Genomic DNA, 22,620 nt, shown 5'->3' with positions numbered 1-22,620 from the left:
AAGCCGCAAGCGTCGCCGTACGCGCGTGCCGCCACAGCATGCAGGGCATGCTGGAAAAGGGCGGAGCGGCGCAGGACGAGTTGCATTCGGTCGCGAAGAAGAGGAAGGAGTGAGCCGGTGTTTTCGGTGGAGCGTTTGCTCCATCGGCTCGGAAAACCGGGGGAAAACCGGATGAAAGCAGGCCGAGTATCCCATAGCCGTTGAGAAGTCTCAACCCCGCGGCGCACCATGCGTCCTCGACAGAGCCCGTGCCACAGCCCCCCCAGCGGCAGACGCTCAACGGCCGAGCCTCATCGGCAGCCCATCATCGGCAGCCCTCAGCGACAGTACTTCCGATACTGGTTGAAATGCCGAATCGCGCGATGCGCGTCGCCCAGCTGCTCGTGCAGCCGGGCCGCATTGAAATGCGCATCGGCCATGTCCGGCGCGATGTCGATGCAGCGGTGATAGCTGCGCAGCGCGTCCTCGTATCGCTCCAGATCTTCGAGCGTGACACCGAGATTGAAGTGGAGCAGGGGTTCGTCGCCGATCGCGGCAAGGGCGTCCCGATACAGCGATTCGGCCTCCTGCACGCGCCCCGCTTCGGTCAGCAGGCAGCCGAGGTTCAGATAGGGATCGGCGTAGTCGGGCGCGATCGCGATCGCGCGGCGGTAGGCCTGTTCGGCCTTGCGCATGTCCTGCGCTTCGAGCTGGCAGCCGAGCTGGAACCATGTACCGGCGTCGGTGCCGTGGCCGGTATGCTCCTCCGCGCGGTCCTCGGTGGGGTCGGTGCGGTTGTCAGCGCGGTTGTCAGCGCGGTCATCAGCGCTGTTTTTGGCCCGGTTGTCGGCCTTCCTCGCCGACTGGATCGACAGCACCGCGCCCGGCTGCGACCGGCTCGGCTGCAATTCCATCACCAGCTGGCCGGTCTCGACCTCCCACTGGCGATGCGCCTCGGAGACGACCACGCCATTGCCGACCGCCGCGATCCGCACGCCCGACAGCGGCCGGTCCTGCGACCACGCCTTCAATCGCTGCAGGGCCCGCGTGACGCGCCGCGGCGGCACATTGGCCTTCTTCAGCGAATCAGCGGTGCGGATCAGCACCACGTCCTGGAACGAGAACTGGCGCTCGCCGCGGCTGCCCTTGATCGGTTCTAGCAAACCCGCTCGCGTCAGGCTCGCCACCGTCCCGCGGGAGACGCCGAACGTGCCTTCGATGTCCTTCAGCGTGAAGCTGTCCTTGCCGACCGCGCTCATTTCCTGGCAGTACGTCGGATCGGGGTCGCGGCCTCCGTGGCGCGCTTGGCGCCCTTGCGCGGGGCCGCTTCCCGCGGGGGCTTCTTCGCGGCGGCCTGCGACTTGCTCAGGCTCGCCTTGAGCGCCGCCATCAGGTCAATCACCTCGCCGCCCTCGCTGGGCCGCTCCGCCGTCGCCGATACCGTGATCTTCTTGCCTTCGATCTTCTTGTCGATCTCGGCCAGCACACGCTGCTTCTCCTCGTCCTGATAGGCGGCCGGGTCGTAGGCCTCCACGGTGCTCTGCTCGATCAGCTGCTCGGCCAGCGTCAGTTCGGCGGGGCGGATATCGGTGCGTTCGACGTCCAGGTCGGCCATCGAGCGGACCTCGTCCGCATAGAGCAATTGCTGCAGCACCAGGCCCTCGTCGTTGGCACGCACCTGCACCATGTACTGCTTGCCCTTCCACACCCAGGTGGCCAGCGCGCAGGTGCCGGTCTTGCGCATCGCTTCGGTCAGCAGGCTGTATGGCTTGGCGCCGCGCTTGTCGGGCGCCAGATAGTAGGCCTTGTCGAAATAGATCGGGTCGATGGCACCCATCGGCATGAAGGCGACGATGTCGATGGTGTGGCGCGCGCCGGTCTCCAGCGCGTCGAGCTCTTCGGGCGTGAACACCACGTACCGGTCCTTCTCGAACTCGTAGCCCTTGACCATGTCGGCGCGCTCGACCACCACGCCCTCGCGCTGGCAGATGTACTGCTGCCGCAGTCGCGAGCCGCAGCCCTTGTGCAGCAGGTTGAAACCGATGCCGGACTTGCTTTCGGTCGCGGAAAAGACCCGGACCGGGATGGAAACCAAGCCGAAGCTCAGCGAGAGGGAGGCAATGGAGCGTGCGGCCATGTCGTCACCTTTCGGGTTGGCGTATTGCTAAAGAATAGTCGACGCTTCGTCTGCACGCCTGCCTCAGGCTTTCGTATAATGGCGGGTTTGCCGCCATGTCACCGCCCGAACGCGGGATGCGGACGGCTGCCGGGCACCGCCCGCCCTCTGCCCCGACGCTCTGATTTCCCTCTGCGCCTCTCCCACCATGAAAACACTGAAAGCCCTCCTGATCGTCTCCGCCGTGGCCCTGTTCGCCGCCTGCGGCAAGTCCGAACAAGCCCCCGCCGCCGGTGCGCCGGCCGCGGCCGCCAAGACCGTCGTGGTCGGCCTGGACGACAACTTCCCGCCGATGGGCTTTCGCGATGCCAACAATGAACTGGTCGGCTTCGATATCGACATGGCCAAGGAGGCCGCGCGCCGCCTGGGCATGACGGTCGAGTTCAAGCCCATCGACTGGAGCGCCAAGGAGGCCGAACTGAACGGCAAGCGCGTCGACGTGCTGTGGAACGGCCTGACCATCACCGACGAGCGCAAGAAGAACATCAGCTTCACGGCGCCCTATATGAGCAACCACCAGATCATCGTGGTGGGCAGCGCCTCGCCGATCAAGGCCAAGGCCGACCTGGCCGGCCGCATCGTCGGTGCGCAGGACGGCAGCAGCGCGGTCGACGCGATCCGCAAGGAGGCGCAGGTCGCTGCCAGCATCAAGGAACTGAAGACCTTCGGCGACAACGTGACGGCGCTGATGGACCTGGCCGCCGGCCGCCTCGACGCCATCGTGGTCGATGAGGTCGTGGGCCGCTATCTGGTCAGCAAGCGCGCCGGCGAGTACCGCGTGCTCGACGAGAACTTCGGCACCGAGGACTACGGCGTCGGCCTGCGCAAGGACGACACCGAACTGCTGGCGCAGCTGGACAAGACGCTGGCCGAGATGAAGCAGGACGGCACGGCCTCCCGCATCGCGCAGCAGTGGTTCGGCGCGAATCTGATCAAGTAAGCCCGCCGCGCCCCTTCACGGGGCGCCGCTTTTTTCTGGATCCCGCGCGCCGGGTTTCGATCCATGGACTACGTTCTCTCCCTGCTGGGACCGATGGCGCAGGGCGCGCGGATCACGCTCTCGCTGTTCTTCATCACGCTGGCGCTGTCGGTGCCGATGGGCCTGGCGCTCGCGCTGGCGCGGCTGTCGGCATGGCGGCCGCTGAGCGTGGCCGTCAACGGCTATATCTGGCTGATGCGCGGCACGCCGCTGATGCTGCAGCTGCTGTTCGTCTATTTCGCGCTGCCGTTGCTGCCGGTGGTGGGCGTGCGCCTGCCGGACTTCCCCGCGGCGGTGGTGGCCTTCGCGTTGAACTACGCGGCGTATTTCGCCGAGATCTTCCGCGCCGGCATCCAGTCCGTGGACCGCGGCCAGTACGAAGCCAGCAAGGCGCTCGGCATGACCTATCTGCAGACGATGCGCCGCGTGGTGCTGCCGCAGATGGTGCGGCGCGTGCTGCCGCCGGTCAGCAACGAGACCATCACGCTGGTCAAGGACACCTCGCTGATCTACGTGCTGGCGCTGAACGACATCCTGCGCACCGCGCGCGGCATCGTGCAGCGCGACTTCACCACGACGCCTTCCTGGTCGCCGCGGCGTTCTATCTGCTGATGACGCTGCTGCTGACCTGGATGTTCCAAAGCCTGGAAAAACGCTATGCCGCACACGATCAATGAGCCGCAGGCCCGCGGCGGCGAAGGGCAGGAGCGCCCGGTGATGATCCGCGCCGACGATATCGTCAAGTCGTTCGGCGCCAATCGCGTGCTGCACGGCGTCTCGCTGACGCTGCGCAAGGGCGAGGTGGTGGCGGTCATCGGGCCGTCCGGCTCGGGCAAAAGCACGCTGCTGCGCTGCCTGAACCATCTCGAGACGATCGATGGCGGCAGCATCGAGATCGAGGGCGAGACGCTGGCCGCGCCCGGCGCGGACCAGCGCAGCCGCTACGTGCCGGACGCCGAGGTGCGCCGCATCTGCCGCAAGATGGGCATGGTGTTCCAGTCCTTCAATCTGTTCCCGCACATGACGGTGCTGCAGAACATCATCGAGGCGCCGATGACGGTCAAGGGCATGGCGCGGGAGGCCATCGTGCCGATCGCCGATGCGCTGCTGCGCAAGGTCGGCCTGCTGGAGAAGCGCGACAACTACCCGTCGCGCCTGTCGGGCGGGCAGAAGCAGCGCGTGGCGATCGCTCGCGCGCTGGCGATGGAGCCGGACATCATGCTGTTCGACGAACCGACCTCGGCGCTCGATCCCGAGCTGACCGGCGAGGTGCTGCGCACCATGCGGCAGCTGGCGGATGACCACATGACCATGCTGGTGGTCACGCACGAAATGGGCTTCGCGCGCGAAGTCGCGCACCGGGTCGTCTTCATGGACCAGGGCCGCATCGTCGAGAGCGCGCCGTCCGAGGAGTTCTTCCGCGCGCCGCAGCATCCGCGCACGCGGGAGTTCCTGGCCCATATGCTGTAGGCCGCTGCGCTGCGCTGCGCTGCGCTGCGCTGCCAGGCGGGGCGAGGCGAGGCGAGGCGAGGCTGGGCTGGGCTGGGCTGGGCTGGACTGGACTGGACTGGACTGGACTGGACTGGACTGGACTGGGCCGGGTGTTGGCCCGCTACGTCGCCGGATGCAGCCCCTGCACCAGCGCCCGCTTGTTGTCCCGGCTGCGGCGCGCGTGCTCGCGCATCAGCGCCTCGGCCCGCGCCCCTTCATGTGCGACGATGGCCCGCACGACATCCTCGTGATCGAACTGCGCGCGCTGCACGAAGGCCAGTTCCAGCGACGGCTGCACGCCGGCCGCGCCGAGCGCGCCGGGACCCGCCATCGGCGTCCTGGCGATATGGTCGAGCGCCGACGCCAGCGCCGGATTGGCCGCGCCCTCGACCAGTGCCCGATGAAAGCGCGCATTCATCGCTGCCCAGCGCGCGGTATCGACCGGCGCATCCTTCCCGAGCAGGGCCTGCTCGACCAGTAGCCGCCCCTCGTCGACGCAGGCCTGCAGCACCTCCAATACCTCCCTCGTGACGCCTTGCTCGGCCAGCAGCCGTGCCGCCATGCCTTCGAGCGTGCCGCGCACGTCGATCGCCATGGCCACTTCGTCCAGCGTGACCTGGCGCACGCGGAAGCCGCGTGTGGGCAGCCGTTCCAGCAGGCCTTCCTTTTCCAGCTCGCCCAGTGCCAGCCGCAACGGGGTTCGGGACACGCCCAATTCCCCCGGAGAACTGCACCTCGCGGATCCGTTCGCCGGCCTGCAGGTCGCCGGCCAGGATGCGGCGCCGCAATTCCATCGTCACGCGTTCGATCTGGGAGGCCATCGGTCAAAAGTGGAGTTTGGCAGACATGTGGGCTTCATTATGGCATGAGGCCAGCTTGACGCAGGCGAGGGCATCGCCAATACTGCATGCAAACACCATAATAAATCAACGATACAAGGCATTAGTAAGCATGTTTGCATGCAAACAGCGACAAAATGCCGGACAGGAGACAAGCGCCGTGCCATCCCGATTCCTGCGGCGGCGGCAAGCCCCGCGCTCGCCCGTCGTTTCCCCGCGCCGCCGTGCGACGGCCTTCGCGCTCGCGGCGGTGGCAACCGCACTGCTGGCTGGCCCCGCTGCAGCCCTTGCCGCGTCCGAGCCGTATCCGTCCAAGGCGATCCGCCTGATCGTGCCGTTCCCCGCCGGCGGTGGCGGCGACACGCTGGCCCGCCTCGTGATGATCCGCGTCGGCAAGGAGCTGGGCCAGTCGCTGGTGATCGAGAACGTGGCAGGCGCCGGCGGCAATATCGGCTCCCAGGCCGCGGCAAAGGCGGCGCCGGACGGCTACACGCTGCTGTACGGCACCAATGGCACCTTCGCCATCAATCACGCGCTGTACAAGCGCACCGGCTTCGATGCGATGCAGGACTTCGTGCCCGTCGCGCAGCTGACGCGCATCGCCACGATGGTGGTCACGCGGCCCGGCTTTCCGGCGAAGACCTTCCCCGAACTGCTGCAGGTGCTCAAGGCCAATCCCGGCAAATACACCGTCGCGTCGGCCGGCAACGGCACCACCTCGCATCTGGCGTCCGAACTGCTGAAGGCATCGGCCGGCGTCTCGATGGTCCATGTGCCGTACCGCGGCGGCGCGCTGGCACTGACGGACCTGATGGGCGGCCAGGTCGACCTGATGATCGAGGTGATGCCCAACGTCATGCCGGCGGTGCGCGGGGGCAAGGTGCAGGGGCTCGCCGTGACGACCGCGCAGCGCGTGCCGAGCTTTCCCGATGCGCCCACCGTGGCGGAGCAGGGCCTGGCCGGCTTCGAGGTCAGCGCGTGGGACGGCATCTTCGTGCCGAAGGGCACGCCGGCCGATGTCGTCGCGAAGGTCCACGCCGCGATTCAGAAGGCGCTGGCCGACCCCGCGCTGCGGCAGCAGCTGCTGGACCGCGGCGCCGAGCCGGTACCGCAATCGAGCGCCGCCTTCGCGCAATTCGTTCGTGCCGAATATGACCGCTGGGGGGCGCTGGTCAAGCGCTCCGGCGCCAGCGTCGATTGACCGCTGAGGGCCCGGCGTCCCCCGCCGCCCCGACCGGCTGCCATTCCATCGCAAGGACTGAAAGAGACATGACCGCCCATTCCGCTCGCAAGCCCGACGCCAACGCCAACGCCAACGCCAACGCCAACGCCAACGCCAACGCCATCCACCGCTCGCCTGCCGCCGACGATCGCAGCGGCCTGCCGCACTACGACCGTCCGCCGCTGAAGGACAGCCGCCGCCCGCGCTGCCCCCCGTTCGTCGAGATCACCGATGCCGACCAGCTGCTGCCCTATCTGGAACACGTCGCGCGCCGTCCGTACAACCACGGGCTCAACGCCTGCTGGGACCTGAAGGAGGGCGAGCGCGTGCTGCTGCGCGTCGACAACTGGCACAGCGAGCTGACGATCCAGGCATGCCAGCGCATCCTGGAGAAGTACAAGATCAGATACGAGATCCAGAAGATCGATCGCGGCCCGATCCCGACCTGGGTCGGCGCCGACGAGGTCGACTACTACCTGTTCCGCACGCGCGAACTGGCGCAGTGGATGGACATGTGGGAGGAGGAAGAAAAGAAGCAGCAGTACGACAAGATCCTGATGGGCTACGGCGGCCCGGTGCTCGCGGAACGCTTCATCAAGATCCAGCGCATGCCCTTCATCACGCCGGAGATCCTGGCCTCGCCCGCGCATGCGATGCCGATCGAGGTCATCAACGCGATCGACCGCTGGACCTGGGACCGCATCCGTACCGCGCGGCGGGCGCGTATTACGGACCCCGAGGGCACCGACATCAGCTTCACCAATCACGACGACTATTGGGACGCGCGGCGCGAGTTCTATCACCCCGACCTGACCGCGGCGACCTGGCGCGGCAACGAGCATTTCGGCAAGACCTATCTGCCCGGGCATATCACCGGGCGGCCGTGGATGTTCCATCCGTTCAAGGAGGACGGCTGCGGCGTGATCGCCGGCACCACCAACCATATCGCGCCGTGCGACTGGACCCAGCTGGTCGTCGAGAATTCGAAGATCACGCGCATCAACGCCGGCGGTGACTTCGGCGACAAGCTGCGCAACGTGATGGAGCAGACCCGGGACATCCAGTATCCGACCTTCCCGGGCAAGGGCCTGATGTACTGGTGGGAGGCGTCGATCGGCACCAATCCGCATATCCACCGGCCGCGCAAGGACTTCCCGTCGGGCTTCGTCAATTGCCTGTACGAGCGCGTGCGCTCCGGCGTCATCCACATGGGCTTCGGCACCATCATCTCGTCGATGGCCGAGCGCGAGGCCGCCAGGATGGGGCATCTGGTCGGGCACTGGCATCTGCACCTGTATTTCCCCACGTACACGACCGAGCGGTCCGGCGACAACGAGAACATCATCGAGAACGGCCGCCTGCTGGCGCTCGACGACCCCGCTATCCGCAAGCTGTGCGCGAAATACGGCGATCCGGACCTGTGGCTCGACGAGAGCTGGAATCCCGCGGTGCCCGGCATCAATATGCAGGGCGACTACTGGTCGCACTATGCAAAGGACCCGCTGCACTGGGTCAAGACCGAGCTGGAGGTCTGCCGCAACTACCACCCGATGTTCATGCGGATGGTCGATGCCGATGCGAAGTACTGCGAAGGCGAGGGCGCGCGTTGGTGGAAGGGCGGTTGCTGCAACCACAGCGGCGTGCAGGCGCCGGTGCTGCCGGGCAACTGCTGCGGCACGGAGGCAGCGCCGGCGCAGGGCGGCCATTGCTGCCATGGCGGTGCGGCATCGGATTGAGGGCGCGCGGCGCGGCGGATAGGTCTGGCGCGAAGCGGAGCGGTGATCGACCGGACCAGCAGGCCGCCGCGGTCAGATGCGGCGGCCCGCCAGCGGCAGGACTGGGACTGATAGCACGGCCTTACGACTGGCCCCGCAACAGGGGCCTGACGACGGGGCCGGATGACGGGACCTTACTTGTCGTTGCCGACCTTCTTGTTCAGGTCGCGCGCCATCTGCAGGTGCTGCTCCAGATCCGGCACATGCTTGGCGGCGAAGGCCTTGATGTCGGGGTCCTTCGCGTTCTTCGACGCTTCCTGGAACAGCTTGACCGTCTTTTCATGCGCGGCGACGCCGATCCGGCTGGCGTACATCTTGTCGAAGCGCTCGCCGTCGAGCGCGCTGAGCCCCTTCAGCTCCGTGCGCTGCACGACCGAAGGCTCGGTCGGCGGCGTATAGCCCTTGCTCGAGGCCAGCTTGGTCAGCTCCTCGTTGACCATGGTGTGGTCCTTGATCATGCGGGCCGCGAAGGATTTGACGTCGGCGCTCGCGGCCTTCTGTTCGGCCAGCTTGCTGCCCTCGACCTCGGCCAGGCCGCCCTGGGCGGCGTTTTCCAGGAAGCTGCGGTCGGCGCGCACCAGCTTGCTGGTGTCGCCGGCGGTGCCCCGCGTGGTGGTCTGATCCGTTGCGGTCGTGGCGGGCATATTGCCTGGCGCCGTGTTCTTCGGCGCGGTGCTGGTGCCTTGCGCCATCACCGCGGAGGACAGCAGCAGGGAACAGGCGGCGGTACTGAGGACACTGAGTGCTGCGGTACGGATAGGCATGGCGTGTTCTCCCTTGAAGGTGGATAGGTACGACCAATCAGCAATATCCGCGCCCAACGCCGGCCTCGTGATCACCGCCTTCGCGGGGCGGCTCGCGCAGGGCTTGTTGGGGCTTGTGCAGGGCCTGTGCAAGGCTTGCGTTGGGATGTCGTGCGCCACCGCAAAGACACCGCCGCATATCGGTCGGCGCAAAGGCCGGCAAATAGGGTAGCGACAAGGCGGCGAAAAAATTGCATGCGACGGTAAAAACGCTCGGCCCGGTGGCCGGTTTGGCAGGCAGTTCAACGTCCGGCCACGTCTCCGTACACATAACGCCGCGCAGTGCATGCAAAAACGGCGTTTCGGGTGGCCCCCGTAGTAGAATTGCCCCCCACTCAAACCGATGTCCCTGCCGCATGCCCGAAGAGCGAACGAGTCTGGCGGAAACGATCCGCGCCACCATCGAACAGGAGATTCTCTCCGGCAAGCTGGCCAGCGGCGCCCAACTCGACGAGCAGCAATTGCTGTCGCGTTTCTCGGTATCGCGTACGCCGGTGCGGGAGGCGTTGATCCGGCTGGCGTCGGCCGGGCTGGTCGATCTGGTGCCGCGCCGCGGCGCCATCGTATCGGCCATCACGCTGCGCGAATACGTTGCCATGAGCGAGATCCTTGTCCAACTCGAGGCATTGGCGGCGCAGCTGGCGGCGCGGCGTATCACCGAGTCCGAACGGGAGGCGCTGCGCGAAGCCTATGCGGCTTGCCAGCAGGCTGCGGCGCAGGCCAGCGCCGACCGTTATCGCGAGGCCAATGACCGTTTCCACGCGGTCATCTACGAGGCCTGCCGCAACGAGATCCTGAGCGCGCAGATTCGCACAATGCGGGCCCGCATGCGTGGCATGCGCGACTACCGCTTCGAGAAGCCCGCGCGCATTCGCGCCTCGCTCGAGGAACATGGCGCGGTGATGGAGGCGATCCTGCGCGGCGATGAAGAGGCAGCGGCGCGGGCGATGGTCGAGCACATCTCGACCGGCGGCAATGTCTATGCGGACATGATCGCGTCGATGCCGGACGAAGCCGTCGGCGCCAAGGGGGGCGCGCTGAGCCGGGGCGCGCCGGCAAGCGCGAGAAAGCACGGCAGCGAGCGCGTCAGCAAGTCGCGACGGAAGACACGCCGGCCTGCGCACCAACAACCGCGCCAGCCGGCGCCGCGCGTTTCAATCGATCTTCACGCCCGCCTGCACCGTCCGTTGCAGCGCGTTCTTGCCATCCTGCTGCGCCCATTGCTTGAACTCGGCCGGCGAGCGCGACGGTGCCGGTTCGCTGCCGTTGTCGACGAGCCGCGTGCGAATGGCCGGATCGGCCAGCACCTTGGTGGCGACGGCATAGAGCTTGTCCGTGACCTCCTTCGACAGTCCCGCCGGTCCGAACAGCCCGAACCAGAACGTGTAGTCGAAGCCCGGCAAGCCTAGCTCGGCAATGGTCGGCAGGCCCGGCGCCACGGCCGAGCGCTGCGGCGTCGTGACGCCGATCATCTTGACCACGCCCTGCGTGCCGAGCGGCAGCACCGACGATGCCGTGCCGAAGGAAAACTCCACTTCGCCCGCCGCCACCGCCTGCAAGGCCGGCGCGCCGCCCTTGTACGGCACGTGCGTCATGTCGACGCCGACCGCGTTCGCAAACGACAGCCCGGCGACATGCGGCGAGCCGCCGATGCCCGACGACGAGTAGTTGAACTTGCCGGGATTCGCCTTGGCCTTCGCCGCCAGCGTTTTCACATCGGCGATGCCAAGGTCCTTGTTGACCGCCAGGATCAGCGGCGAGATGGTCAGCCGCGTGATCGGCGTGAAGCTGTCGGCCTTGTACTTGACCTTGTACAGATGCTGGTCCATGCCGTAGATCGTCGCGGTGGCCAGCCCAAGCGTATAGCCGTCCGCCGGCGCCTGCGCCAGCCATGCCGATGCGAGCGTGCTGCCTGCGCCGGGCTTGTTCTCGACCACCACCGGCTGCCCCAGCTCCTTCGACATCGCCTCGCCGACCACGCGTGCGACAAAGTCGGCCGCGCCGGCCGGCGTGTAGCCGATCACCAGCCGGATCGGCTTGTTCGGATAGCCTTCGGCCATCGCGGCGCCGGGCGCGATGGCGGCGATCAGACCCACGGCCGCCAGGGCCGCGACAGTGGCAGAGGTCCTGGAGGTCCTGGAGGCCCTGCAGGCCGCGGAGGTCGCTGTGGAATGGCTGTGCATCGGTGTCTCCTTGTCGTGTTGTGTGGGGCGATGGGGCTCTGCGGCCCCGCGTCGATCGTCAGGCGTCAGGCGATGGCGCCCTTGTCGCGCCACTGCGCGATCAGCTCCGGCGCAAAGCCCAACTCGGCGAGCAGCTCGTCGGTCTGCTCGCCGGGGTCCGGCGCCGCGCGCGCAAAACGCTCGGGGTGGGGCGCGGCGGACAGATTGATCGGCGAGCGCAGCAGGTCGAGTTCGCCTAAAACGGGGTGGCGCGCGGTACGGGTCATGCCGAGGTGGCGGACCTGCGGGTCCTCGAAGGCCTGCCCGATATCGAGTACGGGGCCGCAAGGCACGCCGGCCGGATTGAGCCGCGCCATCAATTCGGCGCAGGTAAAGCGCGAGGTGTGGGCCTGGATCGCTTCGTCGAGCGCGGCGCGATTGCGGGCACGCGAACGCGCGTCGCGATAGTCGGCGTGGTCGACCAGATCGTGCGCCTCCAGCGCCTGGCAGAAGTTGGCCCACATCCGCTGCGTGCTGGCCGCGATATTGACCAGGCCATCGCTGGCGCGATAGGTGCCCATCGGCACCAGCGTCGGATGGGCGTTGCCTTGCTGCGTCGGCACTTCGCCGTCGACCGTGTAACGCGCCGCCTGGAAATCGAGCTTGTTGAGCATCGCCTCGATCAGCGAGGTATGGACCCATTGGCCGCGACCGGTCCGTTCGCGGTGGAACAGCGCCAGCAGGATTCCCTGGCCCAGGAACATGCCCGCCGTGGTGTCCGAGATCGCGATGCCGACGCGGACCGGTCCGCGCCCTGGCTCGCCGGTCACCGAGCTCAGCCCGCACATACCCTGCACGATCTGATCGACGCCGGGCCGTTCGCTGTACGGGCCATCCTGGCCGAAGCCCGAGATGCTGGCGAGGATCACGCGCGGATTGCGGGCGCTCAGCGCCTCGTATGTCAGCCCGAGTCTTGCCTTGACCACGGAGCGGAAGTTCTCGACCACCACGTCGGTGTTCTCCAGCAGCCGCGCCAGGATCTGCGCGCCCTCCGGCGTCTTCAGGTCCACGCACATGCTGCGCTTGTTGCGGTGCAGGTTCTGCTCGTCCGAGCCGCGGCGCTGGCCGGTCACCGAGCCGTGGTCCTTTGGCGGCGGCGGCTCGAGCCGGATGACATTGGCGCCCCAGTCGGAGAGCAGCCGTACCGCGGCCGGGCCGGCGCGGGCGACGGTCAGGTCGAGGACGTTGATGCCGTGCAATGGGAGCTGGGGGTTGGATTGGGCCATGGCGGGGGAAGGAATGATTGGGTGCGGAGAGTATACGCACAACAATCATATGTATACGAATAGGGGGGTTGTATGGATGCGGAGAGTCGCTCAGTGTCCTAGACTTTGCGCTGTGCGGCTGTCCGCGGCCGGCCCTGATCGCGCGCACGGCCAGGGTGCGGCACTAATAAGTGACTTCCAGGCGACCAACGTGCGTCCCCTTCAAGGAGTCGTATGCAATCGGCGGCAATACAAATACAGAGAAACGGCGGGCCGGACGAACTGGAGTTCATCGAAGTCGCCGTGCCGCCGCCGGGCGAAGGCGAAGTCCAGATCCGGCAGAGCGCGATCGGCGTCAATTTCGCGGACATCTATCAACGGCGCGGCAGTCACGGCCCGCATCAGCCGACCTCGTTCCCGATCGTGCTCGGCTCGCAGGGGGGCTGGCCGTATCGAAGCGGTGGGGCCGGGCGTCAGCGGATTGGAGGTCGGGCAATCGGTCGGCTGCTTCCAGCCGGGGGCCTATCAGGTCGTGCGCAACATCCCCCGCGGCACGCGTGGTGCCATTGCCCGCGCAGATCCCCGAAGACGTGGCGGGCGCCACGCTGCTGCGCGGCCTCACCGCGGAATATCTGCTGCGCCGGATTTCCCCGGTCCAACCGGGCGATGCGGTGCTGGTGCATGCGGCCGCCGGCGGCATGGGCGTGATCCTGTCCCAATGGGCGCGGGCGCTGGGCGCGATCGTGATCGGCACGGTCGGCTCGGAGGCCAAGCGCGAGATCGCGCTCGCCCATGGCTGCCATCACGCGATCGACTACCGCCGCGAGGACTTCGTCGCCCGCACGCTTGAACTGACGGACGGCCGCGGCGTCGCGGTGGTCTACGACGCCGTCGGCAAGGATGTGTTCGTGCCGTCGCTGTCGTGCCTGCGTCCGCTTGGCATGGCGATCAACTACGGCACCGCGTCCGGCGACGTCGAAGCGTTCGACTTGCAGCTGCTGCACGCCAAGTCGCTGATGGTTTGCCGTCCCACGCTGCGCACCTTCATTGCCGATGCCGCCTCGCTGCGCCAGGGCATGGCCGCGCTGTCCGAGGCGGTCGGTGCCGGTCATGTGCGGCTCGAAGTCGGCCAGCGCTTTGCCTTTGCCGACGCGCGCGAGGCCCACCGGCAGCTCGAAGCCCGGCAAACCAGCGGCGCCGTGGTGCTGGTTCCGTAGTCCCGCCGGTAATGGAAACCGTATTGCCTTGAAACCGTATTACCAGGAGAAGCGGCATGAAGCTCTATCACAGCTGGCTGTCCAGCGCGTCGCGCCGCGTGCGCCTGTGCCTGGCGGAGAAGGGCATCCGCTACGACAGCGTGCCGGTCGACATGCGCCGGCAGGAGCATCACTCCGCGGCCTATCTGGCCGTCAATCCCAACGGCGTGGTGCCGGGCCTGGTGCTGGACGACGGCCGGGCGCTGCACGAAAGCAGCACCATCTGCGAATACCTCGACGACACGCATCCGGAGCCGCCGCTGCGGCCGGACGACCCCTATCGGCGCGCCGAGATGCGCAATTTCATTCGCTGGACCGACGAGCGCGCGCTGCCGAATCTGCTGATCCTGAACTGGAGCCTGGTATTCCAGGCGCAGGCGTCGCAATGGACCGACGCCGAGCTGGCCGAGCGGCTGGCTCGCGTGCCGACCGCGCAGCGGCGCGAGGCGTGGTTGCGCGTCGCGCGACAGCCCTATACCGACGACGAGAAGCGCGCAGCGCTGGACCAGTTGAAGGCCATCGTGCCGAAGATGGAGGCGATGCTGGAGGACGGCCCATGGCTGCTCGGCGATCGCTACACGCTCGCCGATATCGCCGCCGTGCCATTCGTGGCGCGCCTTGCCGAACTCGATGCCGACGCACTGTCGCCGGATGCCGCGCCCGCCGTGGCCGACTGGTGGCGGCGGGTGCAGGCACGTCCCGCGTTTGCCGAAGCACGGATCGATCGCTTCGATGCCGCCCTGGCGAGCGCCTAGGCCGCATTGCTTTCCCCTGGATTCGACCACTCCCTCTCATTGCAAGGCCAGCCCATGTCAGACACCGGATCGCTCCCCACTCTGGAAATCGAAGACCGCATCGCCACCATTACGCTGAGCCGGCCCGAAGTCGCCAACCGGCTGGGGCCGGACGACCTGGCCGCGCTGCGCCAGCATGTCGACACGGTCAATGAGGCCGACGTGCTGGTGCTGCGCATCCGCGGCAGCGGCAAGTACTTCTGCAGCGGCTTCGATATCGGCAAGCTGGCCGCGGGGCAGCGCGGCGCCGGGTTTGAGCCGCTGGTCAATGCGCTCGAGGACTGCCGCCCCGTGACGATTGCCGAGATTCACGGCGGGGTCTATGGCGGCGGCACCGATCTGGCGCTGGCCTGCGACTTCCGCATCGGGACGCTTGCCACCGAGATGTTCATGCCAGCCGCCCGTTTGGGCCTGCATTTCTACCAGCGTGGCATGGAGCGCTATGTCTCGCGGCTGGGTTTGAACGCCGCCAAGCATCTGTTCCTGACCGCGGAAAAGATCGATGCGGAGGCGATGTTCCGTTGCGGCTTCCTGACCGAACTGCTGCCCGCCTCGGCGCTGCGCGAGCGCGTCGAGCAGTTGTCGTCCACCATCGCGTCCCTGGCGCCGATCTCGGTGTTCGGCATGAAAAAGCATCTGAATGCGATTGCGCGCGGCGTGCTCGATGTCGAAGCATTGGCCGTCGATATGCAGCGCTCGGTGCAATCGGAGGACATCAAGGAGGGGGCCATCGCCTGGAAGGAAAAGCGGGTGCCGCGGTTTGTCGGGCGATAGTACGTTCGCGGCTGACCGATAGGCGTCAAGTTCGTCGGGGCGCCAGGTCGTCAGGTCGTTGGATCTTCAGCGCGCCGCCCCGATCTCAAGCCGCCAGTTCCCGTCCCCGCGTTGCCGCGTTGAATCCAGTCAGGCAATCGAGATCCAGCGCGCGGATCTGATCGGTCATGAAGTCGATAAAGACGCGAATGCGGGTCGGCAGGTGCTGGCGGCTGAGATAGCAGATAAAGTGGCCGCGATCGTCCGGCGCGTGCCGGGCCAGCGCCACGACAAGTTCATTGGCCGCGATGCGATCGCAGATCTGGTATCCCGCCATTTGCGCGATGCCCCATCCCTGCAGCACCGCTTCGAGCACCAGATCGGCGTCGTTGAAGGTCAGCCGCGCCGTGGGCATGTATTTGCGCACGGCGCCATCGACCTTGAATTCCCATTCGAATATCCGCCCGCTGGCAAAGCGGAAATTGATGCAATCGTGCTCGGCGAGTTGTTCCAGCGTCTGCGGCAATCCGTGCGCGGCCACATAAGCGGGCGAAGCGCACAACGCCATCTGCATCGGAATCAGCCGCTTGGCGATGATGCTCGAATCTTCGATGCGACCGTTGCGGAATGCCACATCGATTTGCTCGGAGGCGAAGTCGGTGGGCCGGTCGTCGAGCAGCAGGTCGATGGCGATATCCGGATAGGCCTTCATGAAGCGTTCCAGCAGCGGCGCGACGATCTTCCTGCCGAAGCCGACCGTCGAGCTGATGCGGATCAGGCCGCGCGGCGGACCTTCCCGGAGCTCCAGCATGTCGTTCATCGCCTCGACGATGTGCGTCACGCCCTGGTGGCAGTTTTCGAAGAAACGCTGACCTTCGCGCGTCAGCTGCGTGGCGCGCGTGGTACGGAGGAACAGCCGCGTACTGAGCTGGGTCTCCAGCTTCTGCACGTTGCGGCTGACCGCGGAGCGGCCGATGCCAAGGCGCTCGCCGGCCTTGGCAAAGCTGCCCCTCGCTGGCGACGGCCATGAACGCCATGATGCCGGCATAGCTCGCCGCAAAGCTGGTGGAAAGCGCGTCGGCGCGATTGGGCAGGCTGAGGCGGAAGGCGCGTTCCGCTGTTTCCGGTTCGTTCATGTCAGCACTCCCTGAATGCATCGCCGCAAGAATATGGGCGTGCCTGGATGCTAATCAGGCGCCGGTGTACGGTAAATGACAGCGTTCCCTGATTTTCTGCCAGGCTGCCATCCCGTTTGTCCGCGCTTTGCCACGCGTGATCGAGATTGGTGCGGAAATGGAAACGGCGTCGCTTTGCCGCATTGCCGCATGGAGGCGCCCTTTGCCAGCCCTTGCACACCTTGCACACACCCTTGCACACCCTTGCACACCCTTGCACGCGCTCGCATGCGCTTGCACGCCATCGCCGGCACGACATAACATCCGGTGTCCCCTTCTCGGCTGCCATGGAATTGAATCGTTCGCCTTCCACCGCCGCGCGCATTGAACCCATGCCGCGCAATGTCGTGTTCGTGCTGTATCCCGATGTCAGCCTGCTCGATTTCGCCGGCCCGCAGACAGTGTTCTGGGCCGCATCCCATTACGCCCACGAGCGCGGCATGCCGGGTTATCGCTGCCATGTCGCCAGCGAGTCCGGCGGGGCGGTCGCGGCGGTGGAGGGCACGGCGATGCAGACCGTGGCGCTCGATACCCTGGACCTGCGCGAGGTCGACACCGTGATCGTGCCGGGCTCGCCGAACATCCTCCAGGTCGCCATCGACTCCGGATCGCTGATTGAATGGCTGGGCATGGCCTCTACCAAGGTCCGTCGCACGGCCTCGGTCTGCAGCGGGGCGTTCCTGCTCGCCCACGCCGGGCTGCTCGATGGCAAGCGCGCCACCACGCATTGGGCGATGCTGCAGCGCTTTCACGAGATGTTTCCGACGGTCGACCTGGATGCCGATGCGATCTTCGTGCAGCAGCAGAATCTGTGGACCTCGGCCGGCGTCACCACCGGCATCGATCTGGCGCTCGCCATGGTGGAGGCCGATTGCGGCCACGAGGTCGCGCTCAATGTCGCCAAGGAGCTCGCGGTCTATATGAAGCGCCCCGGCGCACAGCCACAGCTCAGCGAGATCCTGATCACGCAGAGCCGGCAGGTACCGCTGTTCGAGACGCTGCATTTGTGGATCGTCCAGAATCTGTCCCGCGAAGACCTGTCCGTCGAGCAACTGGCCGATCGCGTCGGCATGAGTCCGCGAAACTTCGCGCGGGTCTACAAGGAAAAGACCGGACGCACGCCGGCCAAGGGCGTCGAGCACTTCCGCATGGAAGCGGCGCGCGGCCTGCTGCAGGACATCGACAAGCCGGTCGACCAGATCGCGCGCGAATGCGGCTTCGGCAGCGAGGAGCGCATGCGGGTCGCCTTCCAGAGGCACTTCGGGCTCTCGCCCAGCGAATACCGCTTGCGGGTCAATCGCTGATCCGCGCATCGCCTTCCAACCATCCTCCGAATTCCGTCCCGCGTCCCGCCGCCGCGACCGGCAGTGCGGCCGGGATGCCTGCTGCCCGCGCGATTGGTGCCAAATGGGAAACACCGTGGTCCGCGCTTCGGTCTGGTGCCCAACCCCCGCGACCCCTAGCATGAGGTGGAGCTGTTCCATTTCCACTCACTCCACACACAGCAGGGAGACGCATCATGAAGATCGTTGTCATTGGCGGGACCGGCCTGATCGGCAAGAAGGTCGTGGCGAGGCTGTCGGCGCAGGGCCATGAGGTGATTGCCGCCGCGCCGCAGACCGGCGTCAACGCCTTGACCGGCGAAGGCCTGGCCCAGGCGCTGGCGGGCGCGAAGGTGGTAGTCGATCTCGCCAACTCGCCGTCGTTCGAGGACGCCGCGGTGCTGCATTTCTTCGAGACCTCAGGGCGCAATCTCGCGGCCGCCGAGAAGGAAGCCGGCGTGGCTCACCACGTCGCCCTGTCGGTGGTCGGCACCGACAAGCTCGGGCAGAGCGGCTACTTCCGCGCCAAGATCGCACAGGAGGCGCTGATCCGCCAGTCCGGCGTGCCTTTCACGATCGTCCGTTCGACCCAGTTCATGGAGTTTCTCGGCGGCATCGTGCAATCCGCGGCGCAGGGCGACGCGATCCGGCTGTCGTCGGCGCTGATCCAGCCCATTTCGTCGGACGACGTCGCACAGGCCGTGGCCGAGCGCGCGCTGGCCGCGCCGGCGAACGGCATCGTCGAGATTGCCGGTCCGGAGCAGTTCAAGATGAGCGACCTCGTGCAGCGCTATCTGAAGGCCATCGGCGATGCACGGACCGTGCAGGTCGATCCCGCCGCGCGCTACTTCGGCGCCGAGCTGCAGACGGGCACGCTGGTGCCGGAGGGCCAGGCGCATCTCGGGCGCGTCAGCTTCGAAGACTGGATGCGCAAGTCGCAAGCCCACTAGGCGCGGCGTGCCGATGGAAAACAAGGGGCTCAAACCGCCACCGCTGACGCTGCTCGACCGCTATCGCGGACGCGATTTCGCCACGCTGTATACGACCACCGTGACGGTATCGGGAGGCGAGTCGGGGCACGGCCGCGCCTCCGGTATCGCGCGGTCCGATGACGGCAACCTGCATCTGGAACTGCGCTTGCCGGCGGCGCTCGGCGGCCCGGGCGGCGGCACCAATCCCGAGCAACTCTTTGCCGCTGGCTTCGCGGCGTGCTTCCACGGGGCCTTGAGCCTGCTGGCCCAGCGCGCGCAGATCGATGTCAGCGCGATGACGGTCGCGGCCAAGGTCTCGTTCGGCCGCGATCCCAGCGACGGCGGCTACGCCTTGATTGCCGAGATCCATATCCGCATGCCGGGGGTAGACAAGCCGGTCGCCGAAGAACTCGTTCGCCATACCGAGCGCTTCTGTCCCTACGCCAAGATGGCGCGCGAAGGCATTCGCACCGTCATCACCGTGTCGGTCTGAAGATCGGATTCCGCCGATTGGTGCCGAAGCGGCAACAGCGTGCGCACCTTGGCGGTACTACCGGGGAAACGGCCCCAACCCTACGATGCCATCCAAGCCGAGCCGCATCATTCGCGATGCGGTCTCGTTGACGACAACACTGATTTCCGCTCACCAGGAGCCACCATGACCCAACGCCTCAACTTTTTCCAGCAATCGCCGGAATTGTCCAGGAAGCTGATCGAGCTCGGCACGATGTTCCAGAAGACGACGATCGAGCCCCATATCCGCGAACTCGTCGAGATCCGCACGTCGCAGCTCAACGGCTGCGGCTTCTGCGTCGACATGCACATCAAGATGGCGAAGATCCATGGCGAGCGCGAACTGCGCCTGCATCATCTGGCCGTCTGGCGCGAATCGACGCTGTTCTCGCCGCGGGAGCGCGCCGCGCTGGCGTGGACCGAGGTGCTGACCCATATCCCGGCCCACGGCGTGCCCGACGACATCTACGAACGCGTGCGGACCCAGTACAGCGAGAAGGAACTGTCGGACCTGACCTTCCTGGTCGGCGCGATCAATTCCTGGAACCGCCTGAACGTCGCGTTCCGCACCGTGCCGGGCTCGTCCGACAAGGCGTTCGGCCTCGACAAGGCCAACCTGGAGTAATGCGATGAAGCCAGTCACTGCTTTTGCCGCAACGCTGCTGCTGTCCTCCATGATGATGGTGCCGCCCGCCACCGCGGCAGGGGAGGGCGTCTCGGTCAAGCCACTGCTGACGCAGCCGTTGCCGGAATACCCCGGCAAGGAAGTCGAGATGATCGTCGTCGATTACGCGCCGGGCGGCGCCGACCCCGTGCATCGCCATGACGCACACGGCTTCGTCTATGTGCTCGAGGGCAGCATCGTGATGGGCGTGAAGGGCGGCAAGGAAGTCACGCTCAAGGCCGGCGAGACCTTCCACGAAGGCCCGAACGACATCCACACCGTCGGGCGCAACGCCAGCAAGACGCAACCGGCGAAGTTCGTGGTGTTCCTGATCAAGAAGCAGGGCGCGCCGATTCTGACGCCGGTGAAGTAGTTCGCGCGCATATCGACATACGTTTTGCTTCGTTCTCCTGGCGGAATGGGACCCATACCATTGTCTGGTCCCATTCATGCCACGGAGAAGCGATGAGCGCCGTCATCCAGGATCGTCCTGCCATCACGTCCAGCGAGCTGGACATCGTTCCGGTTTCGCCCCGCATCGGGGCCGAGGTGCGCGGACTGCGCCTGTCCGGGTCGCTCGACCCGAGCACGCTGGAGGCGCTGAAAGCCGCCTTGCTGCGACATCGCGTGCTGTTCCTGCGCGGGCAGCAGCATCTGGACGACGCCACGCACCAGGCGTTCGGCCGGCTGTGGGGCGAGATCGAATCGCACCCCACCGTTCCCGCGCCCGACGGCACCACCTTCCTCGAACTGGATTCGCGCCATGGCGGCCGCGCCGATTCCTGGCATACCGACGTGACCTTCAAGGTCGCACCGCCCAAGGTCTGCATCCTGCGGGCCGTGGTATTGCCGCCGGTAGGTGGCGATACGGTATGGGCCAACACGGTGGCCGCCTATGATGCGCTGCCGGAAGAACTGAAGGCGATCGCGGACCGGCTGTGGGCCGTCCACGGCAACGACTTCGACTACGCCGAGACCCGCGTCGATGACGGCGCGAGCGAGCAGGAGGCGGAAGGGCGCAAGAAGTATCGTGCCGTCTTCACGCGCACGGTTATCGAGGCCGAGCATCCCGTCGTGCGGGTCCATCCGGAAACCGGCGAGCGCGCGCTGCTGCTGGGCCATTTCATCAAGCGGCTGTCGCGGCTTTCCACCAGCGAATCCCGCCATCTGCTCGAGGTGCTGCAACAGCGCGTGGTGCGGCTCGAGAACACCGTGCGCTGGCGCTGGTCGCCCGGCGACGTGGCGATCTGGGACAACCGCGCCACGCAGCACTATGCGCTCAACGATTACGGCGACCAGCACCGCGTGGTGCGGCGCGTGACCGTCAGCGGCGACGTGCCGGTCGGGGTCGACGGCCGCCGCAGTGTCGACCTGACTGCCGCCGCGCAGCAGTGATTCATGCCAATGCATCAGGACATGACATGACCACTGCCATCGAGTCTGACGATTCCGCCGCTGCGCCTGTCTTGAGCGCCGACCAGGCGGCGGCCGCGCCCGACCTGGGCCGGCGCCGCGTGCTGCGCGCCGGCGCGGCACTGGGCGCCGGTGCCCTGCTGGCAGCGCCTGCATTCGCGCAAGGCGCGAAAAAGTACGCCGGCGTCGTGCTCAACGTTTCCGCATTCAGCGCGCCATACCAGAAGCTGCTGCGGCAATGGCTGCCCGAGTTCGAGGCGCAGACCGGCATCAAGGTCAACTTCGACACGCCGTCCTTTCCGGTCTACAACCAGCGCGTCGATCTGGAACTGTCGACCAAGGGCTCGGGCTTCGACGTGGTGAACGTGACGTTCATCTATTCGAGCCGCTGGATCCAGTCGGGTTGGCTGACGCCGCTCGACGATTTCATCAAGGATCCCGGCCGCACGCCAGCCGACTTCGATATCAACGATTTCCTGCCCGGCGCCCGCGCGCCCGAGACGGGCCGCGATGGCAAGCTCTACGGCGTGCCGTGGACCGCCGAGGTGACCATCAGCGCCTCGTCGCGCTTCGATCTGGTCAAGGCGGCGGGACTCGCCTATCCGGATACCACCGACGATCTGGTCAGGACGCTGAAGGCTGTCAATCGCAAGGAGCGCGTCGCCGGCTTCGTCACCGACAACCACTACGGCTGGACCTTTCCGCCGTATCTGCATGCCTTTGGCGGCGACGTCTTCCGCAAGGCGCCGGATGACCTGTATCCCACGCTCGATACACCGGAAGCAATTGCCGCGGCCGATTATTTCGCGCGGCTGCTGCGCGAGTTCGGCCCCGACGGCGCTGTCTCGGAGTACGCCGGACCAGGCGGTGCAGGCGCTCAAGGCCGGCCGCAGCAATTTCAGCACGCTGGGCCAGATCTATCTGTCGCAGGTCGGCGATCCTGCCTCGAGCAAGGCCGCGCAAACGGCCGCGTGGGGCCTGGTGCCGAAGGGGCCGGCGGGCCGTTTCCCGGGGACGGCCGTGCACGGCTATGGCATACCGGTCGGCAGCAAGAACAAGGATGCGGCC

Annotated in this window: 19 protein-coding genes and 6 pseudogenes; 17 read left to right on the top strand and 8 right to left on the bottom strand. The window is 66.7% G+C overall.

Annotated features, from left to right (window positions below; translation table 11 throughout):
- Positions 1 to 317: 317 nt before the first annotated feature.
- Positions 318 to 1,238 carry a tetratricopeptide repeat protein gene (locus tag OJJOAM_RS24050; RefSeq protein WP_422650120.1) on the bottom strand — a complete coding sequence of 307 codons (921 nt, stop codon included), beginning with the start codon at positions 1,236 to 1,238 and terminating at the stop codon, positions 318 to 320.
- The gene (locus tag OJJOAM_RS24045) at positions 1,235 to 2,116 is read right to left on the bottom strand and encodes a Ku protein (RefSeq protein WP_422650119.1); all 882 of its coding nucleotides are present in this window, start codon (positions 2,114 to 2,116) and stop codon (positions 1,235 to 1,237) included. The genes OJJOAM_RS24050 and OJJOAM_RS24045 overlap by 4 nt, the downstream gene beginning before the upstream one ends.
- Before the next feature lie 187 nt (positions 2,117 to 2,303).
- Here OJJOAM_RS24045 and OJJOAM_RS24040 point away from each other — a divergent pair, with 187 nt between their 5' ends.
- From OJJOAM_RS24040 to OJJOAM_RS24030, 3 genes and pseudogenes are all read left to right on the top strand, one after another.
- A complete protein-coding gene (locus OJJOAM_RS24040) occupies positions 2,304 to 3,095 on the top strand; it encodes an amino acid ABC transporter substrate-binding protein (RefSeq protein ID WP_226105447.1) in 792 nt (263 codons plus the stop codon).
- Positions 3,096 to 3,158: 63 nt separating this feature from the next.
- A pseudogene (locus OJJOAM_RS24035) lies at positions 3,159 to 3,811 on the top strand (amino acid ABC transporter permease).
- A 40-nt stretch (positions 3,812 to 3,851) separates the two neighbouring features.
- Positions 3,852 to 4,604, top strand: a complete 753-nt coding sequence (locus OJJOAM_RS24030) for an amino acid ABC transporter ATP-binding protein (RefSeq protein ID WP_422651045.1) — start codon at positions 3,852 to 3,854, stop codon at positions 4,602 to 4,604.
- Between the two features lie 142 nt (positions 4,605 to 4,746).
- Here the strand turns inward: OJJOAM_RS24030 and OJJOAM_RS24025 are convergent, their stop codons facing one another.
- Complete coding sequence (locus tag OJJOAM_RS24025) at positions 4,747 to 5,334, bottom strand: GntR family transcriptional regulator (protein WP_422650118.1); 588 nt, start codon at positions 5,332 to 5,334, stop codon at positions 4,747 to 4,749.
- 290 nt (positions 5,335 to 5,624) lie between these two features.
- Between OJJOAM_RS24025 and OJJOAM_RS24020 the strand changes: the two genes are divergently transcribed.
- Together OJJOAM_RS24020 and OJJOAM_RS24015 are read left to right on the top strand one after the other, a co-directional pair.
- The gene (locus OJJOAM_RS24020) at positions 5,625 to 6,665 is read left to right on the top strand and encodes a Bug family tripartite tricarboxylate transporter substrate binding protein (RefSeq protein WP_422650117.1); all 1,041 of its coding nucleotides are present in this window, start codon (positions 5,625 to 5,627) and stop codon (positions 6,663 to 6,665) included.
- Positions 6,666 to 6,733: 68 nt separating this feature from the next.
- The gene (locus tag OJJOAM_RS24015; RefSeq protein WP_422650116.1) at positions 6,734 to 8,422 is read left to right on the top strand and encodes a hypothetical protein; all 1,689 of its coding nucleotides are present in this window, start codon (positions 6,734 to 6,736) and stop codon (positions 8,420 to 8,422) included.
- Positions 8,423 to 8,595: 173 nt separating this feature from the next.
- Here the strand turns inward: OJJOAM_RS24015 and OJJOAM_RS24010 are convergent, their stop codons facing one another.
- Positions 8,596 to 9,225, bottom strand: a complete 630-nt coding sequence (locus OJJOAM_RS24010; RefSeq protein ID WP_422650115.1) for a DUF4142 domain-containing protein — start codon at positions 9,223 to 9,225, stop codon at positions 8,596 to 8,598.
- A 395-nt stretch (positions 9,226 to 9,620) separates the two neighbouring features.
- On the opposite strand from OJJOAM_RS24010, the pseudogene OJJOAM_RS24005 reads away from it, so the two are divergent.
- Positions 9,621 to 10,169 (top strand): annotated as a pseudogene (locus OJJOAM_RS24005) (GntR family transcriptional regulator); the annotation flags it as partial.
- A gap of 249 nt (positions 10,170 to 10,418) precedes the next feature.
- Here the strand turns inward: OJJOAM_RS24005 and OJJOAM_RS24000 are convergent.
- The 3 genes from OJJOAM_RS24000 to OJJOAM_RS23990 form a co-directional block, all read right to left on the bottom strand.
- Entirely contained in the window at positions 10,419 to 11,447 is a 1,029-nt protein-coding gene (locus OJJOAM_RS24000) for a Bug family tripartite tricarboxylate transporter substrate binding protein (protein ID WP_422650114.1), read from the bottom strand.
- A 65-nt stretch (positions 11,448 to 11,512) separates the two neighbouring features.
- Positions 11,513 to 12,712 (bottom strand): CaiB/BaiF CoA transferase family protein, encoded by a 1,200-nt coding sequence (locus OJJOAM_RS23995; protein WP_422650113.1) that lies wholly within the window; start codon positions 12,710 to 12,712, stop codon positions 11,513 to 11,515.
- A 201-nt stretch (positions 12,713 to 12,913) separates the two neighbouring features.
- Positions 12,914 to 13,093 (bottom strand): hypothetical protein, encoded by a 180-nt coding sequence (locus OJJOAM_RS23990; protein ID WP_422651086.1) that lies wholly within the window; start codon positions 13,091 to 13,093, stop codon positions 12,914 to 12,916.
- On the opposite strand from OJJOAM_RS23990, the pseudogene OJJOAM_RS23985 reads away from it, so the two are divergent.
- From OJJOAM_RS23985 to OJJOAM_RS23975, 3 genes and pseudogenes are all read left to right on the top strand, one after another.
- Positions 13,025 to 13,908: pseudogene (locus OJJOAM_RS23985) on the top strand (quinone oxidoreductase family protein). The gene OJJOAM_RS23990 and the pseudogene OJJOAM_RS23985 sit on opposite strands and share 69 nt — an antisense overlap.
- Before the next feature lie 56 nt (positions 13,909 to 13,964).
- Positions 13,965 to 14,702 carry a glutathione S-transferase family protein gene (locus tag OJJOAM_RS23980; protein ID WP_422650112.1) on the top strand — a complete coding sequence of 246 codons (738 nt, stop codon included), beginning with the start codon at positions 13,965 to 13,967 and terminating at the stop codon, positions 14,700 to 14,702.
- Positions 14,703 to 14,756: 54 nt separating this feature from the next.
- Positions 14,757 to 15,515 carry an enoyl-CoA hydratase/isomerase family protein gene (locus OJJOAM_RS23975; RefSeq protein ID WP_422650111.1) on the top strand — a complete coding sequence of 253 codons (759 nt, stop codon included), beginning with the start codon at positions 14,757 to 14,759 and terminating at the stop codon, positions 15,513 to 15,515.
- 85 nt (positions 15,516 to 15,600) lie between these two features.
- On the opposite strand, the pseudogene OJJOAM_RS23970 reads toward OJJOAM_RS23975, so the two are convergent.
- A pseudogene (locus OJJOAM_RS23970) lies at positions 15,601 to 16,630 on the bottom strand (LysR substrate-binding domain-containing protein).
- Between the two features lie 326 nt (positions 16,631 to 16,956).
- On the opposite strand from OJJOAM_RS23970, the gene OJJOAM_RS23965 reads away from it, so the two are divergent.
- From OJJOAM_RS23965 to OJJOAM_RS23930, 8 genes and pseudogenes are all read left to right on the top strand, one after another.
- Positions 16,957 to 17,973, top strand: coding sequence for a GlxA family transcriptional regulator (locus tag OJJOAM_RS23965; RefSeq protein ID WP_422650110.1), 1,017 nt, complete (start codon positions 16,957 to 16,959; stop codon positions 17,971 to 17,973).
- A gap of 215 nt (positions 17,974 to 18,188) precedes the next feature.
- A complete protein-coding gene (locus tag OJJOAM_RS23960) occupies positions 18,189 to 18,941 on the top strand; it encodes an SDR family oxidoreductase (RefSeq protein WP_422650109.1) in 753 nt (250 codons plus the stop codon).
- Between the two features lie 13 nt (positions 18,942 to 18,954).
- Positions 18,955 to 19,455, top strand: coding sequence for an Ohr family peroxiredoxin (locus OJJOAM_RS23955; RefSeq protein ID WP_422650108.1), 501 nt, complete (start codon positions 18,955 to 18,957; stop codon positions 19,453 to 19,455).
- A gap of 165 nt (positions 19,456 to 19,620) precedes the next feature.
- Positions 19,621 to 20,100: a carboxymuconolactone decarboxylase family protein gene (locus OJJOAM_RS23950; protein WP_422650107.1), complete on the top strand. Its 480-nt coding sequence runs from the start codon at positions 19,621 to 19,623 to the stop codon at positions 20,098 to 20,100.
- A gap of 4 nt (positions 20,101 to 20,104) precedes the next feature.
- A complete protein-coding gene (locus OJJOAM_RS23945) occupies positions 20,105 to 20,512 on the top strand; it encodes a cupin domain-containing protein (RefSeq protein ID WP_422650106.1) in 408 nt (135 codons plus the stop codon).
- A gap of 92 nt (positions 20,513 to 20,604) precedes the next feature.
- Entirely contained in the window at positions 20,605 to 21,534 is a 930-nt protein-coding gene (locus OJJOAM_RS23940) for a TauD/TfdA dioxygenase family protein (protein WP_422650105.1), read from the top strand.
- A gap of 26 nt (positions 21,535 to 21,560) precedes the next feature.
- Positions 21,561 to 22,310, top strand: a pseudogene (locus OJJOAM_RS23935) (ABC transporter substrate-binding protein); the annotation flags it as partial.
- Positions 22,267 to 22,590: pseudogene (locus OJJOAM_RS23930) on the top strand (hypothetical protein); the annotation flags it as partial. The pseudogenes OJJOAM_RS23935 and OJJOAM_RS23930, both read left to right, overlap by 44 nt.
- Positions 22,591 to 22,620: the final 30 nt, after the last annotated feature.

This window comes from Cupriavidus sp. H18C1, from assembly GCF_049311595.1.
GTDB classification, from domain to species: Bacteria; Pseudomonadota; Gammaproteobacteria; order Burkholderiales; family Burkholderiaceae; genus Cupriavidus; species Cupriavidus cauae.
The sequence above is the reverse complement of the archived record's forward strand: the minus strand, read 5'-3'. Positions and strand labels throughout refer to the sequence as shown.

Excerpts from the sequence above, each read along its gene's own strand:
- OJJOAM_RS24050 (WP_422650120.1), bottom strand. The coding sequence starts at position 1,238 with ATGAGCGCGGTCGGCAAGGACAGCTTCACGCTGAAGGACATCGAAGGC.
- OJJOAM_RS24045 (WP_422650119.1), bottom strand. The coding sequence starts at position 2,116 with ATGGCCGCACGCTCCATTGCCTCCCTCTCGCTGAGCTTCGGCTTGGTT.
- OJJOAM_RS24040 (WP_226105447.1), top strand. The coding sequence starts at position 2,304 with ATGAAAACACTGAAAGCCCTCCTGATCGTCTCCGCCGTGGCCCTGTTC.
- OJJOAM_RS24030 (WP_422651045.1), top strand. The coding sequence starts at position 3,852 with ATGATCCGCGCCGACGATATCGTCAAGTCGTTCGGCGCCAATCGCGTG.
- OJJOAM_RS24015 (WP_422650116.1), top strand. The coding sequence starts at position 6,734 with ATGACCGCCCATTCCGCTCGCAAGCCCGACGCCAACGCCAACGCCAAC.
- OJJOAM_RS24010 (WP_422650115.1), bottom strand. The coding sequence starts at position 9,225 with ATGCCTATCCGTACCGCAGCACTCAGTGTCCTCAGTACCGCCGCCTGT.
- OJJOAM_RS24000 (WP_422650114.1), bottom strand. The coding sequence starts at position 11,447 with ATGCACAGCCATTCCACAGCGACCTCCGCGGCCTGCAGGGCCTCCAGG.
- OJJOAM_RS23995 (WP_422650113.1), bottom strand. The coding sequence starts at position 12,712 with ATGGCCCAATCCAACCCCCAGCTCCCATTGCACGGCATCAACGTCCTC.
- OJJOAM_RS23990 (WP_422651086.1), bottom strand. The coding sequence starts at position 13,093 with ATGCGGGCCGTGACTGCCGCGCCGTTGATAGATGTCCGCGAAATTGAC.
- OJJOAM_RS23980 (WP_422650112.1), top strand. The coding sequence starts at position 13,965 with ATGAAGCTCTATCACAGCTGGCTGTCCAGCGCGTCGCGCCGCGTGCGC.
- OJJOAM_RS23975 (WP_422650111.1), top strand. The coding sequence starts at position 14,757 with ATGTCAGACACCGGATCGCTCCCCACTCTGGAAATCGAAGACCGCATC.
- OJJOAM_RS23965 (WP_422650110.1), top strand. The coding sequence starts at position 16,957 with ATGGAATTGAATCGTTCGCCTTCCACCGCCGCGCGCATTGAACCCATG.
- OJJOAM_RS23960 (WP_422650109.1), top strand. The coding sequence starts at position 18,189 with ATGAAGATCGTTGTCATTGGCGGGACCGGCCTGATCGGCAAGAAGGTC.
- OJJOAM_RS23955 (WP_422650108.1), top strand. The coding sequence starts at position 18,955 with ATGGAAAACAAGGGGCTCAAACCGCCACCGCTGACGCTGCTCGACCGC.
- OJJOAM_RS23950 (WP_422650107.1), top strand. The coding sequence starts at position 19,621 with ATGACCCAACGCCTCAACTTTTTCCAGCAATCGCCGGAATTGTCCAGG.
- OJJOAM_RS23945 (WP_422650106.1), top strand. The coding sequence starts at position 20,105 with ATGAAGCCAGTCACTGCTTTTGCCGCAACGCTGCTGCTGTCCTCCATG.
- OJJOAM_RS23940 (WP_422650105.1), top strand. The coding sequence starts at position 20,605 with ATGAGCGCCGTCATCCAGGATCGTCCTGCCATCACGTCCAGCGAGCTG.